The organism is Acidobacteriota bacterium, assembly GCA_016703965.1.
Taxonomy (GTDB): domain Bacteria; phylum Acidobacteriota; class Blastocatellia; order Pyrinomonadales; family Pyrinomonadaceae; genus OLB17.
This window is the reverse complement of the sequence record JADJBB010000021.1, coordinates 1,642,735-1,659,775: the sequence shown is the minus strand read 5'-3', so window position 1 is coordinate 1,659,775 and position 17,041 is coordinate 1,642,735. Positions and strand designations below refer to the sequence as shown.

The 17,041-nt window shown below is 51.4% G+C and carries 17 protein-coding genes; 8 read left to right on the top strand and 9 right to left on the bottom strand.

Features of this window, described 5'->3' with window-relative positions:
* Positions 1-2 precede the first annotated feature (2 nt).
* The 4 genes from IPG22_14465 to IPG22_14450 are packed head-to-tail and all read right to left on the bottom strand — an operon-like array spanning position 3 to position 5,767.
* Positions 3-1,226, bottom strand: a complete 1,224-nt coding sequence (locus tag IPG22_14465; GenBank protein MBK6589490.1) for a hypothetical protein — start codon at positions 1,224-1,226, stop codon at positions 3-5.
* Between the two features lie 2 nt (positions 1,227-1,228).
* The gene (asnB, locus tag IPG22_14460; GenBank protein ID MBK6589489.1) at positions 1,229-3,115 is read right to left on the bottom strand and encodes an asparagine synthase (glutamine-hydrolyzing); all 1,887 of its coding nucleotides are present in this window, start codon (positions 3,113-3,115) and stop codon (positions 1,229-1,231) included.
* Positions 3,116-3,117: 2 nt separating this feature from the next.
* Entirely contained in the window at positions 3,118-4,716 is a 1,599-nt protein-coding gene (locus tag IPG22_14455) for an oligosaccharide flippase family protein (protein ID MBK6589488.1), read from the bottom strand.
* A gap of 10 nt (positions 4,717-4,726) precedes the next feature.
* Positions 4,727-5,767, bottom strand: a complete 1,041-nt coding sequence (locus IPG22_14450; protein MBK6589487.1) for a glycosyltransferase family 2 protein — start codon at positions 5,765-5,767, stop codon at positions 4,727-4,729.
* A 407-nt stretch (positions 5,768-6,174) separates the two neighbouring features.
* On the opposite strand from IPG22_14450, the gene IPG22_14445 reads away from it, so the two are divergent.
* Both IPG22_14445 and IPG22_14440 read left to right on the top strand, forming a co-directional pair.
* Entirely contained in the window at positions 6,175-6,444 is a 270-nt protein-coding gene (locus tag IPG22_14445) for a hypothetical protein (protein ID MBK6589486.1), read from the top strand.
* Between the two features lie 167 nt (positions 6,445-6,611).
* A complete protein-coding gene (locus tag IPG22_14440) occupies positions 6,612-7,142 on the top strand; it encodes an Hsp20 family protein (protein ID MBK6589485.1) in 531 nt (176 codons plus the stop codon).
* A 350-nt stretch (positions 7,143-7,492) separates the two neighbouring features.
* Here IPG22_14440 and IPG22_14435 read toward each other — a convergent pair whose 3' ends face one another.
* Genes IPG22_14435 through IPG22_14425 form a run of 3 tightly spaced genes read right to left on the bottom strand, consistent with a single transcriptional unit; the run spans position 7,493 to position 10,168 of the window.
* A complete protein-coding gene (locus tag IPG22_14435) occupies positions 7,493-9,160 on the bottom strand; it encodes an NAD+ synthase (GenBank protein MBK6589484.1) in 1,668 nt (555 codons plus the stop codon).
* Between the two features lie 4 nt (positions 9,161-9,164).
* On the bottom strand, positions 9,165-9,359 hold the full coding sequence (locus tag IPG22_14430) for an AbrB/MazE/SpoVT family DNA-binding domain-containing protein (GenBank protein MBK6589483.1): 195 nt from the start codon (positions 9,357-9,359) through the stop codon (positions 9,165-9,167).
* Positions 9,360-9,370: 11 nt separating this feature from the next.
* Positions 9,371-10,168, bottom strand: a complete 798-nt coding sequence (locus IPG22_14425; protein ID MBK6589482.1) for an ATP-binding protein — start codon at positions 10,166-10,168, stop codon at positions 9,371-9,373.
* Between the two features lie 87 nt (positions 10,169-10,255).
* On the opposite strand from IPG22_14425, the gene IPG22_14420 reads away from it, so the two are divergent.
* Positions 10,256-10,966, top strand: a complete 711-nt coding sequence (locus IPG22_14420; GenBank protein ID MBK6589481.1) for a lysophospholipid acyltransferase family protein — start codon at positions 10,256-10,258, stop codon at positions 10,964-10,966.
* On the opposite strand, the gene IPG22_14415 is transcribed toward IPG22_14420, so the two are convergent.
* On the bottom strand, positions 10,963-11,931 hold the full coding sequence (locus tag IPG22_14415; protein MBK6589480.1) for a COX15/CtaA family protein: 969 nt from the start codon (positions 11,929-11,931) through the stop codon (positions 10,963-10,965). The genes IPG22_14420 and IPG22_14415 overlap by 4 nt on opposite strands.
* Positions 11,932-11,972: 41 nt before the next feature.
* On the opposite strand from IPG22_14415, the gene IPG22_14410 reads away from it, so the two are divergent.
* The 3 genes from IPG22_14410 to IPG22_14400 are packed head-to-tail and all read left to right on the top strand — an operon-like array spanning position 11,973 to position 13,805.
* Positions 11,973-12,893: a pyrroloquinoline quinone biosynthesis protein PqqB gene (locus IPG22_14410; GenBank protein ID MBK6589479.1), complete on the top strand. Its 921-nt coding sequence runs from the start codon at positions 11,973-11,975 to the stop codon at positions 12,891-12,893.
* Complete coding sequence (locus IPG22_14405; protein MBK6589478.1) at positions 12,893-13,630, top strand: TlyA family RNA methyltransferase; 738 nt, start codon at positions 12,893-12,895, stop codon at positions 13,628-13,630. Before IPG22_14410 ends, IPG22_14405 begins: the two co-directional genes overlap by 1 nt.
* Positions 13,620-13,805: a hypothetical protein gene (locus IPG22_14400; protein MBK6589477.1), complete on the top strand. Its 186-nt coding sequence runs from the start codon at positions 13,620-13,622 to the stop codon at positions 13,803-13,805. The genes IPG22_14405 and IPG22_14400 overlap by 11 nt, the downstream gene beginning before the upstream one ends.
* Here IPG22_14400 and IPG22_14395 read toward each other — a convergent pair.
* On the bottom strand, positions 13,802-14,206 hold the full coding sequence (locus IPG22_14395) for a winged helix-turn-helix transcriptional regulator (protein MBK6589476.1): 405 nt from the start codon (positions 14,204-14,206) through the stop codon (positions 13,802-13,804). The two genes, IPG22_14400 and IPG22_14395, sit on opposite strands and share 4 nt — an antisense overlap.
* A gap of 136 nt (positions 14,207-14,342) precedes the next feature.
* On the opposite strand from IPG22_14395, the gene IPG22_14390 reads away from it, so the two are divergent.
* Entirely contained in the window at positions 14,343-15,521 is a 1,179-nt protein-coding gene (locus tag IPG22_14390) for a PLP-dependent transferase (protein MBK6589475.1), read from the top strand.
* 5 nt (positions 15,522-15,526) lie between these two features.
* Entirely contained in the window at positions 15,527-17,011 is a 1,485-nt protein-coding gene (gene glpK / locus IPG22_14385; protein MBK6589474.1) for a glycerol kinase GlpK, read from the top strand.
* The last annotated feature ends 30 nt before the right edge of the window (positions 17,012-17,041 follow it).

Sequence of the window (17,041 nt, the reverse complement as noted above, 5' to 3'; positions counted from 1 at the left end):
CTTTACACAAAAACGCCCTGTTCACAGAAAATTCCGAAAGGAGCCCAAATAAATGCTATAGCTTTCAGAACCCGTTCTTTTCGCATTATCGAACGCAGCCTGTAATCCCTGAATTTATGAGGATCGCCCGTCTTACCGTCGATTGCGGCGAGAACCATGTTAAATGCCTCCCGTGCACTCGCAAAATGAACCTTAAAATCTCCTTGTTTCTCCGATCGCTCTATTATTTCGCTGAAAAAGCGCTTTGCACATTCACCGATAGTTGCGGATTGATCGTAATCAAAGAAGCCGTGGCAGTATAGTTTGATGAATACCCAGTCAGGTTTGCCCGCAACCGAGATATTTGCTGACCGCCAGCGACGGAAGCGGCTGAGGTTTAGGGGCTGGTTCGCCGCTAACGCGCCGTCATCAATTCGCGGAAACGGCAAACCAGCTATACGCCGGGTCCAGTTAAGGACCAGCGGTCCGGTAAATATCAGTGGTAATAGAGGAGATTTTCCATTTGTTGCGACCCGGACGCCCGAACGGTGCGGAACTGGTTCGTTCATAGGATGCGCACATTCGTATATTTTATTAAAAATGGGCACCTGCGACTGATCGGGAGCCGATGGCAAGGTCATATCGGCATAGCATCCGGTTTCCTGCAAAACCTCCATCTCGTTGTCCACGCCGCAATAAAGTCCTCCGCAGGAATTCGCCAGAGCTAGATTTCCATGAACGAACGCATACATTGGATCTCCCGTCCCGTCCATCCTCGACAGGCAGCCGTGCCTATCAGCAACCGTATCGCGAAATCTCAAGATCGTTGAACGGAAGTTCTCTGCCGTGTCGGGCTCATGACCCTCGTGATGAAGATGGACCTCGATCTCGCCGAGGCCCTCAGCTTCCATCTCGGCCATGATCTCCAGCAATTCGCGATCGTATTGTTCCGCCGGATAGAAGTTCGTATGCCGAAACGGAGTTCCGTCCGCATCAAGAACTGTACCGGCCTGTTCGCGAAACTTCTTTCTATACTCCTTCAACCGTTTCACCTGAGTGACTCGGTCGAGAAAACCGCCCTCCGGCTTCCAGCCGGGCTCGAAGTGATTGGCTACGGTGAATATGACGTGCTGCTTCTGAAAAGCATTCCTCTCGAGCATCGCCCCGGCTCGCACCCACGGGTAACGGACGAGCCACGGCAAGCTCCATTTAAGTTTTTTGATATTTGAGGGCTGTCCTATCGGCATTCTTATTTTTCACCGTCAATGTAGCGACGATGCCATAATTCGAGCATCCAGAGCGTCCAGAGCGGGTTAGAGTGATCGCGCCGTCCGCGGCGGTGTTCATCAAGTAGCAATTTGATGTACTTCGTGTCAAAGTAGCCACGTTCCATTGCCCGCTGATCCGAAAGATCGCTTGTCATGCGTTCCTTTAGCTGCACATTTATCCATTCGCTAATGGGCATCCCGAAACCTTGTTTTTCACGGTACAGGATCTCCCGTGGAACAAATCCTTCAACCGCTTTCTTAAAAATATATTTGGTTTCCTTTCCTTTCAGTTTCATCGACGATGGGATACGCGTGACAAATTCGATCAACTCGTGGTCGAGAAGTGGACTGCGGGCTTCGAGCGACGACGCCATCGACATGCGATCGACCTTGGTCAAAATATCGGACGGTAAATACGTTTTGCTGTCGAGATAAAGAAGATTCTCGACGGCGTCTTCGGAACGAACGCTTCCCGCGATCTCGCGGAAAAGTTTCTCACCACGTTCGAAACTGCCGTTCATTTTTGTTCGCTTTTCCGCAGAATATAGCTTCCGCTTTTTCGGACCGTTGAAATGCGAAATGCTGTCGATGTAACGCCCGGCCGCGTCGAGAGAAATGTTGAAAAGGTAGTTCTTGCCTCTAGTTCCGTGCGGCAGTGCTTCGCTCAAAGGCCTGAGAAGTCCCGAACGGAGGCCGTTCGGGAGCTTTTCGAAACCGCTTTTATCGCGATCCGTGACGTATCTTGTATAGCCTGCAAACAACTCGTCCCCGCCATCGCCCGACAGTACGACGGTTACGAAGTCCCTCGCCATTTTTGAGACCATAAAAGTCGGAAGTGAACTCGGGTCCGCGAACGGCTCGTCAAAATGCCATACTAGGTCGTCAACGATGTCAACAAAATCCGGTGTGAGAATAAATTCGTGGTGATCTGTCTTAAAATGCTCCGCCGCAAGACGTGCGTATTTCAGCTCGCTATAACTGTCCTCATTAAACCCGATCGAAAAGGTCTTGACCGGCTGATCGGTTATCTGAGACATCAATCCGACCACCGCACTCGAGTCAACCCCACCGGACAGGAACGCTCCTAACGGAACTTCGGATATGAGCCTAACGCCGACGGCATCACGGAGTTTTTCGAGCAGTTCGACTGCTATCTCGTCCTCCGTGCCCGTTAACGATTCTTGCGAATAATCGAAATCCCAATATTGCTCAGTGCGAACCTTTCCGTCCTTAAATATAAGAAAATGCCCCGGCTCGAGTTTGCGGACGCCCTTAAATATACAAAGCTCCTCAGGAACGTAACCAAACGTGAGGTAGGCGTCGAGTGCACCGGGTTCGATCTCTCGAACAACACCTCCATGTTCAAGCAGGACCTTCATTTCCGATCCGTAAACGAACTCCCCGTCAGTCGTGATCGTGTAGAACAACGGCTTCTTCCCAACACGGTCTCGAGCAACAAAGAGGCTTTCCTCCCGGCTATCCCAGATCGCGAAGGCAAACATACCGCGCAGACGCTTCACACAATCCGGCCCGAATTCGTCGTAGGCATGAATTATCGCCTCAGTATCAGAGTTGGTGCGGAATTTGTATCCGCGGGATTCGAGGTCTTTCTTAAGCTCCCGATAGTTGTATATTTCACCATTGAAAACGATCAGTTTGGATCTGTCTGTGTTGTAGATAGGCTGCTGCCCGGTGGCAAGATCAATGATCGACAGCCGACGCATGCCCATGGCGGCACGGCCTACGACGGCTGTCCCCTGCTCGTCAGGGCCGCGATGCGTGATGACACGGCACATCGCATCGAGCCGCACCCCGCGGCTGTCAGCGTGGTCGTCAGTTCTTGAAATGAATCCAGCTATACCGCACATAATTAGTTTTTTAGATCGACCAATGGAGCTACCCTTTGTTTCGGAAGAAATTTACGGATAAGGTTCATCACCGATCTTTTATCCGCCTCCTCGATCACGCCCCAGAAATTGGCTCCCAAGAGATAGATAGGCGCAAAGACCAGTCCGGAAATGAGTAGAACGAGGCTGCCGCCCACAAAATTCAATGTACTCGCCCTGTTCGTCGTAAAAGCCTCTTGGGCAAGCCGTTCGCCTATTTCCTCAACATAAACGTGAACGTTAACGTAAACGATATATGTGATCAGTCCGGCAAAAAGTGTTATTACCGCTACCTTTCCGACGTCTTTCAAAAGCGGCAGGTCTTTCCATCCAAGGCCGAGCTTCTTGATCACCATCGATTCGCCGATCACCTTTTCTAGTACGAGAGCGGCTACCGCAACCGTAATTACACCGGTCAGACTGAAATGGTCGAGCCAAAAATAAAGAACGCCGATCAAAAGCGTCAGAACGAATATTCGCGTCAGCAGAAAGAATCTACCAAGCTCCTTGTAGGATCTGACGATCGGGTCGGTGACCAGGATACTCAGTGGGATCAGCGTGAGATTGATCATGAATATCGGCGTACTCTGCAAATACTCTTTAGTAAAGAGTGTGAGCACAAATGTCTCAGCGGTTATCATCAGGAACGCGTATATGGGGAAATAGAAAAACGCGAGCTTCTGCGTGGCACGCACCGTAAGCCTCAGCATTTCCTCACGCTCGCCAACCTGCTGCAGTGCGTTCATCCGTGGAATTAAGACCGACGAGATCGACTCAGCAAGCATACTGATCAGCGGCAGCTGAAAACATCCATAGGCGTATATGGCAAAGTCAGCGGCGGTGAATTTATAAAAGACGAAATAATTGTGAATATCCGTCTGGGCTGTCCATAAGATCGCCGTTAGTCCGAACGGGATCGCGTACCTCATTTGTTCGCGGAAAAATGCGGGATCGAAATCTCGCCAGAAACCCGGAAATCTTGATCGTAAGTAATTCAGAAGGATCGCCGTCTGAATCACGCCGTGGATCATCGATGCGTAAATAAACGCCTCGACGGTGGCGAATCCCAAAACTGCCCCGCCCATCAGGAGCGTCTTCGAAAATGAGGCAAAAACAATAAAATACGTCGCTGCCTTGGCCTCTGAATTTGCGATAGCGACGGTCTCGAGAAAAGTTGAGAAGATCCATATCCAGATCACGATACCGATCGCCGGGCCGAGCCGGGTAAGTTCTTCGCTTCTGGTCAGACCGCCGAGAAGTTGTGGGTAAAGGAAAAGCGTCAGAGCTGCTAGTCCGCCGACTACGAAATTAAAAAGCAGAATATTCAGTACCGCAGCTCCGCGACGCTCCTTTTCGCGGGCAAGAAAATAGTACGCGCTCATCGAAAATCCAAGGGGCAGGATCACCAGAGCATTCGTAATTATCTGAAACGCTTCGCGATAATGCCCCACCTCGTTGAGCGGCATAAACCTCACTATCAAAAGCGGCAGTGCAAAGCTAAACCCGAAGGCAATGATCTTGGCGACCAATAGCCATGCGCCTTGCTCTTTTAGCGATTGAGTTTTTGTGTCTTCGTTTTTCAAGCTTTTTGACCTATTGGGAAGCAGCAGTTCTGTCGAGTTTGTGCACAAAAGCTATCTCATCCGCGTTATTAACCTTGTATATCTTCAACACCAGCCGCGGAACCAGACGCAGCATGACCGAGATAGCAGTGAGCTTTAGAGATCTGCGATGTCGATTTGCTTCGCGAAACGAGCGGCGCGCTAGATCAAAATTGCCGCCTATCAAGAAAGCCTTTCCCTTCTCCATTTCAAGATCAGACTCGAATCCTGCGATCCGCCGTTTGAGGATCGATCGCTGCTCAGAGCTAAGGTCCAGATCGCGATCGAGCCTCTTGAAAACATCTATCGCCCTCTCGACGCGGTTGACAGCGTGGCCGGAAAGCCCGTCAACACTTACTCGATATTTGAGGAGTCTCTTTCTCTGGTATCCGATTGGTTCTCCAAGGTGAGCTATCCTGACCCAGAGGTGAAAGTCTTCCGAAAGGACGCGTTCGTTCTCAAATAATCCCGCCGCCTCAACCACGCTTTTCTTGACGATCGTGCCGGAGGTGATCACGTTGCATCGCAGATCAAAAAGCGACTCAACCGTCACTTCGCCAGATGAAGGCGATCCTTCCATGAAAGTCTTACCGGCAACTGAAGGCGTCCCGAATAGGTCGGCATCGCAATAGACCATGGCAAATCCGCCGGTCTCTAAAAATTCGACCTGTGAAGCCAGATATTCAGGACTCCAAACATCATCACCATCAAGGAATGCGATGATTTCCCCACGCGATTTTTTGATGCCGGCGTTTCGGGCTGCTGCAGCCCCCGCATTTTGTTGCTTTATGTAGGTTATCCTCTCTAAATACGGCTTTATCACCTGTTCAAGCTGCTCGGTATCTGGTGAACCGTCGTTTATGATCAGGATCTCAAAACGCGGATCGGTTTGAGCAAATACCGATTCAAGTGTCTCGACGATGCTTCCCGCCGCATTATAAACAGGAATGACAACCGAAACTTTCGGGATTTCTGACGAACTACTTCGAAAGTCTCTGCCCATACTGAAGTTTTTGGCGTTACGTTTCTTCACAAGTCATTTTCGGACTGAGTATTTTCCGTACAAGATAACAAGGACTCACAGTCTTTCCCCGCAGGGTTAATATGTCCAATAGCGCTATCTTTTCACTTATTTGAGGGGCAAAAAGGGATAATTTGAAGACGGTTCAGAGCAGAACTATCTCAACCATTATAATACAGCCCGGTTCGTAACTGCTAGTAAAATATTACTGTTAGGATCTCTGGTTATTTGGGCGGGCGATATCTCTGCTCCTCCTGCGGATTTTTCCACAACTCCTTGCCGCTAATGCGAATTTTTTCCGCGTTCAGGGTATTAAATCCTCGAATTTTCACCCACTTCGACTGGCACGGCGCTTGCGAATGGAAGGTAGGCGGGTTTCAATCCTTCCGAATATTTCACTCGATCAAAGGAGTACTGCGATGTCACCAAAATTCTATGGTTCTTTATGGGTAGTATTTGCCGCTTCGGCTGGTGTGTTATGGCTTGCTAATTTCTTCACATTGCTTACGCTTGTGGTCTTCGGCTTCATCGCTTTTGGACTTGTATTTGCCGGCATGATCTGTGTACTTCCCGGTACGGTGAGCCATCCTACGGCAAAAAAAGAGAAAGGGTCGTCAGCCGAGAAGGAACCGCTTACGAAGAATTTCGGGAAGCCCGCCCATGCGTTTCGGAGCTATCGCTCGGCGTAACTTCGCGGATCGTTGAGTTGTCAGGCCAACTCTGCCATAAGAGCGACGGCCGCCGGTACTCCGGCGTTGAGCCGTGGGTCGATATCCTAGTGGGATTTTCCTCTTTTTGGAGAAGTCACTGATTCGGAGATCTGCATTTTAGATGGGCTGAAAAAGGAGAAAGAATGATGAGCGACAACCAGACACAATTAATGAAGGCAGAAAACCCGGAAATGGCCTCGCCGGTATTTGTTGAGGCCGAAAAGATGTTTGACAAGTTGGCAGAGATCACAAAGGAGACAGCTGCCAGGGCATATGATTTCTTTGTCGAGCGCGGAGCTCAGATGGGAACTCATTTAGAGGACTGGCTGAGAGCCGAAGCAGAGATGCTTCGTGCCGCACCGGCGAAAATCGCGGAAACCAAGAAGTTGGTTAAGGTACAGGTCGCCGTCCCCGGATTCAAACCGGACGAGATCGAGGTCAGCGTCAAGGACAACGTCCTGATCATCAGCGGCGAAACAGTCGCCGAGGAAAAATCAGAGGACGAGAACACCGTTTACAACGAATGGCATAGCGATCGATTCTTAAGGAAACTCGACCTTCCAGATCTCGTCGAGACTGATGACATCAAAGCGCTGCTGAAAGATGGCGTTTTGAAGCTTACGTTAAGAAAGAAGGCCGTGGTGGAAGCCACAAAAGTGGCCGTTCAATCTGCGTAGGCTCGAGGAGCGGCAGCGAATCTGTGAAGAGAGAGCCACATTTCCGCTGCCGTCTTTTTCGAAAAACTTTTGAAGTAGAGGCTGGCGAAAAAACTAGCCTCTTTTCATTTTTAGGGGTGAAAAAATGTGTTCGTTCATCGAAACGCCAATTTTTCATTCAAAAAGTGTGAATCGTTTCACACTTTAAATAAAAGCCCTGTTTATCGCTTTATCAAGACTCAAACGGCTATTTGGGTCTAAGGAAAATGCTGGGCTGTCGGCCCAAAATGGACTGATTGGTAGAGGTATTTGGCCGATTGGTCAAACGTTTTTGCCGCCAAACTACTCTACCAAACGAGCGTCGCCTCATTTTAGGACGGACGCCGCTTGTATTTGTGCGTGATCGGGCGGCGGCGGCCGACACCGATAGCATTTTTTGAAATGATCAGCGTCGGCGGAAGCTGCTGGCGTTTGAATTCGTTCGCCGGATGCTCGACCTTATTGAGGATGCCGTAAACAAGCTCGGCGTCATTCCCTGCGGCAATGATCGCTGACGGCGATGCCTTTTGCTCAAAATACATCTGCAGAACCGGATCCATCAGCTCATACGGCGGCAGTGAGTCCTGGTCGAACTGGTTCGGGGCGAGCTCCGCCGAAGGCTTTTTGTCGATGATCTTTTCAGGAATGATCTCACGGCCCGCCCTGCGATTTATTTCACGCGATACCTGCCATACCTCAGTTTTCAGTACGTCTCCGAGCACCGCCAGCCCGCCGTTCGTGTCGCCATAAAGCGTGCAGTAACCAACCGCGAGTTCGCTCTTGTTACCCGTCGATAGGAGCAAACGGCCTTCGGAATTAGAGATCGCCATCAGGATCACTCCGCGAATTCGGGACTGCATATTCTCGGCCGCGAGCGATTCGCCGCCTTTGGTCGGTTTGTGCAGGTTCATCTGTTTTAGCAGGACTTCGAATGTCGCCGAGATCGGTTCGATGCGGCTTTCGCAGCCAAGATTGCGGACCAATTCCTCGGAATCCTTAATGCTGCCCTCCGATGAAAACGGCGATGGCATCATCACGCAGAGCACGTTTTCCGGCGCCAGCGCTTCACACGCGAGTGCCGCGACCAAAGTCGAATCGATACCGCCCGACAAACCTAAAACTGACTTCTTAAATCCATTCTTCGCCGCGTAATCGCGAATTCCCAGCACCAGAGCCTGATGTATCGCCGAGATCTCACCGCCCGTGATACCGCGAGCGTCCGGCTTTCGCACGTCGAGTTCGACCGTCTCGACAAACTCCTCAAACGCCGCCGCCTGCAAGATAATGTCGCCTTCCTCGTCAGCGATCAGGCTCGCACCGTCGAATATGATCCCGTCATTTCCCCCGACGAGATTTACAAAAACTATCGGCTTCTTCTGCAGTTTTGCCCGATGGGCAACCATGTCGCAGCGAAGCTTGATCTTCCCTTTGTTATACGGCGAAGCGTTGACCGAAACGATCACGTCGGCTCCCATCGCGATCACCTCGTCGGTCGGATCGCTCTCGTAAAGCCTTTCTTTCCAAAAAGTTTTGTCGTTCCAGAAATCCTCGCAGACGACGACGCCAAGCTTCACGCCATTTATCTCAAACAGCCGCCTGTTCTTGCCATCGCTCGGTTCGAAATATCGCGGATCGTCAAAAACATCGTACTCGGGAAGCAATGTCTTGTCCGCAAATCCGATCAGTTCACCGTCAGAAATAACCGCTGCCGCATTATACAAACGCCGTCCATCAGTGTCGTCATTTCGCCGGATCGTACCGATAACTGCCGCAATTCCTTTAGTTACAGGAATAATATCCCGCAGCGGATCGCCGACATGCTCAATAATATCGGCATCCTGAAACCAATCCTGCGAAGTATAGCCGTGCGTCACGACCTCAGGAAAAACCACCAGATCCGAACCATCAGACTTCGCCTTCTCGATCGCCTGAATTATCTTCGCAGTATTCCCGACAATGTCTCCGTTGGTAGTATTGATCTGGGCGATGGTGACTCGCATTTATTTACTGTATTTCAAAATCAGCCGGTTTCGATTGGCTTGGTGTAAGACTCTTTAAAGTACTGAATGCGTCATCGTCGAAGATCAGTTTCACATCATCGCCGTCGTTGAGATTGAGCCGCTGCAATATCTCTTCTGGGATTGCGATACTGCCATCATCTGCGAGGATTGCTGAGAAAACTCCGTTTTGGGAAGCCATAGTCGTTTCTGTTAATCGATAGTTGCTTCAACCGCCTTCTTCACCATCGTCAACCTATTCCCGCGGTCGTTGTATTTGACCTCGTCCATGATGTTGTAGATGAAGAGGACGCCGCGGCCGCTGGTTTTGAAGAGGTTTTCGGGGTCGAGCGGGTCGGGGATGTTCTTGACGTCAAAGCCTTCGCCTTCGTCTTCGATGGTGAATTTGGCTTCCTGCTTTGAGACTTCGGCGGTGATTCGGATGAGTTTTTGGGCGTCGAATTTGTTGCCGTGTTTGACCGCGTTGACGAAGGCCTCGTCGAGGGCGACGAAGAGGTTTGACTGCTCGGGTTTGATCACACCGAGTTTCTCGACGCGTTTCATCAGATACTCGAGAACGATATGCATTAGCGAGATCGCACTGGGCAATTCGAACTCGATGTTTTCGTGCATATCGGCGACGACATCTTTTTTATCGACGAAGCGTATCTTGTAGTCGAGAACGGTCGCGACCAAGTCTTTCAATTGGTCTTCGTCGAATTCGTCACGGCGAAAATTAGCCGCACACAGCTTGAAGGCCTTGATGTGCTCGCCCGGTTTCGCTTCCGGCATATTAGGCAGGCATACGGCTCCTTTCCCATTGGCCGATCCGGCAGATTTGCCATCAACATCGAGGTCGGTGATCACCAGATCGAACGATTCGAGATCAAGCTCAAGTGCATCAACGCGGCGTTCAAGCACACTTACCTTGTGTCCAACGTGGCTAAAAACTTCATCGAGAGCCGTTGCGAGGTCGTCGTGGTCGTCGATGATAAGGATCTTTCGCTGCATAGGCGTTTTTGGAGAGGCAAATGGGTTACGATTAACCTGGAGTCGTTGTTGCAAATAATAACCCAAATTGATACTTATTTTCTACCTGTGCCGGAACAAATCGACAAAGTTTATCAGTTCAAACCGCTTGATGGCTACACGTTCAAGCAACGCGTGATGATCCGTCTCGCGGGATGGGTGTTCTATGTGCTGATCAAAGTTATCTCAAGAACTCTACGTTTTGAGACTGAAGGCGTAGATTGGCTCACGGACACATCGCGATCCTACGACCAGCCGATCATGTGCGTCTGGCACGATCGTATCTTCGCCGGAATGTACTATTTACGGAACCGCGGACTGGTCGTAATGTCTTCGATCAGCTTCGACGCGGAATATACCGCACGGAGCATTCAGCGGCTCGGCTTTGGCGTGATAAAGGGTTCGTCGACACGCGGAGGAACGCGGGCTCTGGTTGAAATGATCCGGCTGATGAAACAGGGCGTGCCGATGGCGTTCACGATCGACGGCCCGCGAGGCCCGCGTTACGTGGCGAAACCCGGCCCTCCGCTTCTCGCCAAACGAACCGGAAACCCGATGATCCCGCTCGGGGTCGAAGTCGAAAAATATTGGACTCTTAATAGCTGGGACAAATTCCAGATACCAAAGCCGTTCTCACGGGCAAAGATGTTCTTCGGTGAGCCTATATTTGTTCCGGCTGACGCGGACGATGATGGGCTCGAAGCAAAGCGTCTGGAGCTGCAGAAAGCGCTCGACGAACTCGTCGAGCGCGGTAAGGAATGGTCAGAGAGCCTGAGCTAAGGCAGGTCCTCAACCTCGGCACCTTCACCGATCGATTCCGAAGACAAGAAGCTTGCCGCAAACATCACAAAACTCATCCAGATCAAGTCCGCAAAAAGCAGATGCCCGAGCTGCATTACGATCGGAGCGAGGGTCAAAAGCGTCGCCGCACCGAATGCTATCTGGGCGAGGATCAGGATCGAAAGAATATTTGACCAACGGGATACACTCTTGTTCCCGGCTCTCTCTTTTGCCAGCCAGCCGCTAAGAAAGATCACAAAAACGCTGGTCAATATCGCCGTTATCGGGTGCAGAAGACGTAGCCGCAAAAGGATATGAGAAGTCTCAGAAAAGTCCTTTGCAATTCCCTCCGAAATAGTTCCCGACGGAAAGATCATGCTCGAAAGAGCCGCTATTGAACCGCTGATACCGACAATGAAGATCGCTATAACACCCGCGGCGAGTCCGCCGAGATACTTGGGCTCGACTCGAAAACTCAACCTTGGCAGTCCACTTGCCGAACGTGCCGTAAGAACCAGAAACGCGAGCAGCGTAAATGTATTGACCAGATGAGCAGCCATCCAGAAAGGCCGGGCGGCGGTCAGCGTTTCTGCTGTGTTGCCCGTTAATACCAAGCCGGCCCCGACAGCTCCTTCGGTCAGCACGAAGAAAAATGAAACCGCCGCCATGATAAGCGTGCTTTTCGCATTTACACCACGGCCCTTTCGCCAGGCAAGGAACGCCCAAACAAGCAATATCAGCATTAGCAGCCCGTCGGCGGCGCTCATTATGCGATGCGTAAATTCAATAACCGTTTTGAATTCGGGTGCCGTCGGCAGCACTTCGCCGTGACACGTCAGCCAATGCATCCCGCATCCGTCGCCCGACTTTGAAGCACGAAGAAAAACGCCCCACAAAACAACGAGAATATTGTATGCCAGAACGAACCACACGAATTTTGCAAGACCGGACAGCTTTGTTTTCATACCCATTTTGCTTAGAATATCACTTTCAGTCGCACAGAAAAATGAGACACATCGCAGCCACAATTTTGCTGCTGTTATCGCTTGCCGCTATCTCCGCAGGAGCGGTGCCGTATGTTGTCGTACTTGGGGTTGGACAAGACGCCGGAGTCCCCCAAATGGGCTGTGAAACGCCCTTTTGCCGTCGAGCTTGGAATGACAAATCCCTTAGACAAAATGTTTCGTCGATAGCCCTGGTCGATCCCGACACGAAGAGCCGATGGATATTTGACGCGACGCCTGATCTGCCGGAACAGTTTGAATTACTGAAGGCGATAACCGTCGATCGATCAAACACTATCTCGGGAATCTTCCTCACCCACGCACACATTGGACACTATACAGGCCTCATGTATCTCGGGCGGGAATCGATGGGATCGAAAGAAGTTCCGGTTTTTGCGATGCGGCGAATGAAGCAGATGCTAGAAACGAACGCTCCATGGTCGCAGCTCGTCAGCCTGCACAACCTAAAACTTACGCAATTAACTGACAAAGTTCCCTTCCGTTTATCCGATCACATTTCGGTCGAACCATTCCTCGTTCCTCATCGCGATGAATTCTCAGAAACGGTTGGATACCGGATCCGTTCTGGCGAAAAAACGCTGATCTTCATTCCTGATATCGATAAATGGCAAAAATGGGCGACTTCGCTCGCCGAGCTCGTACGTTCATCGGACTACCTTCTGATCGACGGCACTTTCTATGCAGATGGCGAGATAAATCGGCCCATGAATGAGGTGCCGCATCCGTTTGTTTCGGAAACGATGAATATCCTCAGGGAATTGCCGGCACGCGAACGTTCGAAGGTCTATTTCATTCACTTCAACCATAGCAATCCTCTCGTTCAGGGCAGCCGCAAGCAGATCAGTGAGGTCGAACGTAAAGGCTTTCACATTGCCAGACGAGGCATGAAACTATACTTGTGATAGCTAAGGAACGCATCGATAAACTACTGGTCGAGCTGGGGCTTGCCGACTCGCGCAACCGTGCTCAAGCTCTGGTGATGGCGGGCGTCGTCCTGGCAGATGACCGGCGCGTCGAAAAACCATCTGAAAAGATCAATATTTCTGCAACGGTCCGGCTAAAAGGAGCGTCTTTAGAAACTAAGTACGTCGGGCGCGGCGGCTTAAAGCTGGAGGCCGCTCTAAGGGAATTCGAGATCGATCCGACCGGATGGGATTGCATCGACATCGGGGCTTCAACCGGAGGATTTACGGATTGCCTGCTACAGCACGGGGCGAAGCGGATCGTCGCTATCGATTCCGGCACAAATCAGCTCGTATGGTCTCTTCGCAACGACGCGAGAGTTGAAGTTCGGGAGAGAACCAACGCCAGAGATCTGACGCCTGACGACTTTGATAGAACTTTCGACCTCGCCGTGATGGATGTTTCGTTTATTTCGGTCAAGAAAGTTATTCCGGCGATCATTCCGCTGCTCAAACCAGCCGGAATGTTAGTTGTGCTGATCAAACCGCAGTTCGAGGTCGGCCGCGGCGAAGTCGGGAAAGGCGGCATTGTTCGCGAGCCGGAAAAACACGAACGCGTAGTTACTGAGATAAACGCCTTTGCGGTCGAAAACGGACTGGCCGTTAAAGGTATTATCGACTCACCGATCCTGGGAGCCGAAGGAAACAAGGAATTTTTGGCACTTTATGCACGATAGTGTTCCACCGCGATCTCAAGGCGAAGAAAAACTAGAAACCTTTGTCGAAGGCCGCGATTTCTACTTTGAAGACGGCCTGATGGTGCTCACTCGTCGATACCTCGCGAATCGGGGTTTCTGTTGTGGCAATCAATGCCGGCATTGCCCATACGACCAAGGCGGAAGGCCGAGCTAGAGAAGGTATATCGGCAGCTCGTCGAACCGATCCTCGCCAAGGCTTGTATGCGAAATATCTTCTTCCGATCGATGTAATTCTTCTATTGCGTTGTTGTTTGCGATCACGGAATGGCCAAGAACGGCCGCGAGAGCGGAGTTCAGAACCGCTGTAACTGCAGGATCTGCCTGCGGCTCGATACCATAATAGATCCACTTACCGTCCCGTCGGGTTGAAACAAGCCCCGCGGTTCGGAGGTACGCAAGGTGCCTCGAGATCTTCGGCTGGCTCTCACCAAGTTCGTCTGCCAGAAAACCAACCGACACTTCTCCCGTAGCCATAAGACTCAATAATTTAATGCGTGTCTTATCCGACAATGCAAGAAACAGGTTCTGAAGCCCAGTCATTAGTTTATCGTTCATAGGATTTGCTTCTCGTCTGCTTTCATATTACCTCAGACATATATGTACTGCAAAAACGACTATCTGAGAATCCATAATTGCTCAGGATTGGGTTTCCGTTTACGATATCCACGGAATCAAGGGATAATACTCACAAATGACCAATAAATCACTGTTTACAAAAGCCGTTCACGCAGGCGACGACCACACGCAGCATTTCGGAGCACTTTCCGTGCCCATCTACACGGCATCGGTATTTGGCTTTTCGGATGCGGATGAGGCCGCATCGATCCATAACGAGGAAAAAGACGGTTACTATTACGGACGACTCGGTAATCCGACTCAACGTGCCCTTGAAAGGGCTGTGTCGGAACTGGAAAACTGCGAAGCAGCCCTCGCCCTCGCCTCCGGAATGGCCGCCGTCTCGGCCGCCGTATTCACTCTTGTCAAAACCGGCGACCACATCGTTGCACCCGAATCAGGCTACTCGACCACCACCAATTTTCTGAAATACATCGGGGAACGATTCGGGATCGAAACAACTTTTGTCGATGCCGCAAACGCCGAAAACTACGTGGCGGCGATCCGTCCCAATACAAAGTTGTTCTGGATCGAAACGCCGTCCAACCCGATCGTCCGCGTCACCGATATCAAAGCTGTCTCCGCGATCGCAAAAGAGCACTCGATATTGACGGTGGTGGACAATACGTTTGCAACTCCGTTCAATCAGAGCCCTTGCGAACTTGGAGCTGATGCTGTCATTCACAGTGCCACAAAGTATCTCGGCGGCCATAGCGACCTTACCGCGGGCGTTCTTACTGGAAAACGTGAGATCGTTGAGGCTGCCCGCCAGGGGGCGAACAAGTTCTACGGCGGAAACATCGCTCCGCAGGTCGCATGGCTCGTACTACGCGGGATAAAAACACTTGCTCTGAGAATGCGGCAGCATAATGATAACGCATATGCTATAGCGAATATGTTAGCCTCACACCCGAAGGTCATTGCGGTTCATTACCCGGGGCTTCCGTCCCACCAGAATCATAAGGTTGCGGTCCGTCAAATGCACGGCGGTTTTGGCGGAATGATCGGCCTCGATGTTGGTACGGTTGAGGCAGGAAAAACGTTTGCAAACAGCGTCCGGCTTTGCACACTTGCGACCTCGCTAGGCGGCGTGGAAACGATATTGCAGCATTCGGCGTCTATGACCCATTCCACGTTTTCCCGTGAAGAACGGCTAAAGGCCGGGATCTCTGACGGGCTGATCCGACTCTCGGTCGGGATCGAGGACGTAAACGACTTGATAAGTGATATAGAACGGGCTCTCGATAAGATCTAGATGATATGAACTATATTCTATCCTTCGATCAGGGCACAACGAGCAGTCGAACGATCATCTTTGACCGAGACGGTGTCGGGGTCGGCTTTGGACAACAGGAATATCGTCAGATCTATCCGAATAGCGGTTGGGTCGAGCACGATCCGCAGGAGATCTGGAATTCCCAGATCGAGACAGCACTGGCAGCCCTGTCCAACTCTGATCTGACCGCAAGCGACATTGCCGCCGTCGGGATCACTAATCAGCGTGAAACGACCATTATCTGGGACCGCCTAGCCGGTAAACCGATCTACAACGCTATTGTATGGCAGGATCGGCGAACATCAGCCTATTGCAATGACATTCGTCTGAAGTATGGTGACCTAATACGGGCTAAAACCGGCCTTGAAGTTGACGCCTACTTTAGTGCCAGCAAGATAAACTGGCTGCTCGACGAGATTCCGAATGCTCGAGCTCGAGCTCAGAACGGCGAACTAGCCTTCGGTACCGTGGACACCTGGCTCGTTTGGAATCTCACCCGCGGCAAACTGCACATAACCGACCCATCCAACGCCTCGAGGACGATGCTTTACAATATCAATACTCTGGCTTGGGATGACGATCTGCTCTCGATCTTTAATATTCCGAGGACGATCTTACCGGAAGTGCGTTCGTCTTCAGAGATCTACGGCGAGATCGAAACACCCGCCCAACTTCGCGGAATCAAGATCGCGGGAATCGCGGGCGACCAGCAGGCAGCACTGTTCGGGCAAGCCTGCTTTGAGGCCGGCTCAACAAAGAATACTTACGGAACAGGCTGTTTTATGCTCCGGAACGTCGGTGAAAAGCCGGTCGAATCGGCGAACAGACTACTTTCCACGATCGCCTGGCAGATCGGCGGACGGACCGAATATGCGTTGGAAGGCAGCGTTTTCATCGGCGGAGCAGTTATTCAATGGCTCCGGGATTCGCTTGGCGTGATCGGAACATCGCAGGACGTTGAGGCTCTTGCAGCTGAGGCGGTTGATAACGGCGGTGTTTACTTTGTACCGGCATTTGCCGGCTTGGGAACGCCGCATTGGGATCAGGACGCTCGCGGTCTGATCATCGGCCTGACCAGAGGAACCGGCCGGGCTCATATCGCCCGGGCCGCCGTCGAGTCGATCGCCTTTCAAACGGCCGATCTGCTTTCTGCAATGAATGCCGATTCTCATTTCGATCTTAGCGAACTCCGGGTTGATGGCGGAGCAACCCGGAACGCCGCTTTGCTCCAGTTTCAGGCGGACATTTTACAGATCCCGGTCGTTCGTTCAAAGACGGCTGAGACAACAGCCCTTGGAGCTGCCTATCTGGCGGGTCTCGCAGTGGGATACTGGAAAGGGGTGGAAGAACTTGCAGAACATTGGGAGTCAGATCGCAGGTTCGAACCCAGTATTTTCCAAAGCCAGGCGGCAGAACTCAGGGAAAAGTGGCACGAAGCCGTCCGGCGTTCGCTTGGCTGGGCAAAATAAAAAAAGGAAGCGGCTGTTGTTCCGCTTCCA

What these genes read in the sequence shown, in the direction of transcription:
- IPG22_14465 (MBK6589490.1), bottom strand. Translation starts at nt 1,226, where the DNA reads ATGCCGATAGGACAGCCCTCAAATATCAAAAAACTTAAATGGAGCTTG.
- IPG22_14440 (MBK6589485.1), top strand. Translation starts at nt 6,612, where the DNA reads ATGAGCGACAACCAGACACAATTAATGAAGGCAGAAAACCCGGAAATG.
- IPG22_14390 (MBK6589475.1), top strand. Translation starts at nt 14,343, where the DNA reads ATGACCAATAAATCACTGTTTACAAAAGCCGTTCACGCAGGCGACGAC.
- IPG22_14430 (MBK6589483.1), bottom strand. Translation starts at nt 9,359, where the DNA reads ATGGCTTCCCAAAACGGAGTTTTCTCAGCAATCCTCGCAGATGATGGC.
- glpK (MBK6589474.1), top strand. Translation starts at nt 15,527, where the DNA reads ATGAACTATATTCTATCCTTCGATCAGGGCACAACGAGCAGTCGAACG.
- IPG22_14445 (MBK6589486.1), top strand. Translation starts at nt 6,175, where the DNA reads ATGTCACCAAAATTCTATGGTTCTTTATGGGTAGTATTTGCCGCTTCG.
- IPG22_14400 (MBK6589477.1), top strand. Translation starts at nt 13,620, where the DNA reads ATGCACGATAGTGTTCCACCGCGATCTCAAGGCGAAGAAAAACTAGAA.
- IPG22_14410 (MBK6589479.1), top strand. Translation starts at nt 11,973, where the DNA reads ATGAGACACATCGCAGCCACAATTTTGCTGCTGTTATCGCTTGCCGCT.
- IPG22_14435 (MBK6589484.1), bottom strand. Translation starts at nt 9,160, where the DNA reads ATGCGAGTCACCATCGCCCAGATCAATACTACCAACGGAGACATTGTC.
- IPG22_14425 (MBK6589482.1), bottom strand. Translation starts at nt 10,168, where the DNA reads ATGCAGCGAAAGATCCTTATCATCGACGACCACGACGACCTCGCAACG.
- IPG22_14415 (MBK6589480.1), bottom strand. Translation starts at nt 11,931, where the DNA reads ATGAAAACAAAGCTGTCCGGTCTTGCAAAATTCGTGTGGTTCGTTCTG.
- asnB (MBK6589489.1), bottom strand. Translation starts at nt 3,115, where the DNA reads ATGTGCGGTATAGCTGGATTCATTTCAAGAACTGACGACCACGCTGAC.
- IPG22_14395 (MBK6589476.1), bottom strand. Translation starts at nt 14,206, where the DNA reads ATGAACGATAAACTAATGACTGGGCTTCAGAACCTGTTTCTTGCATTG.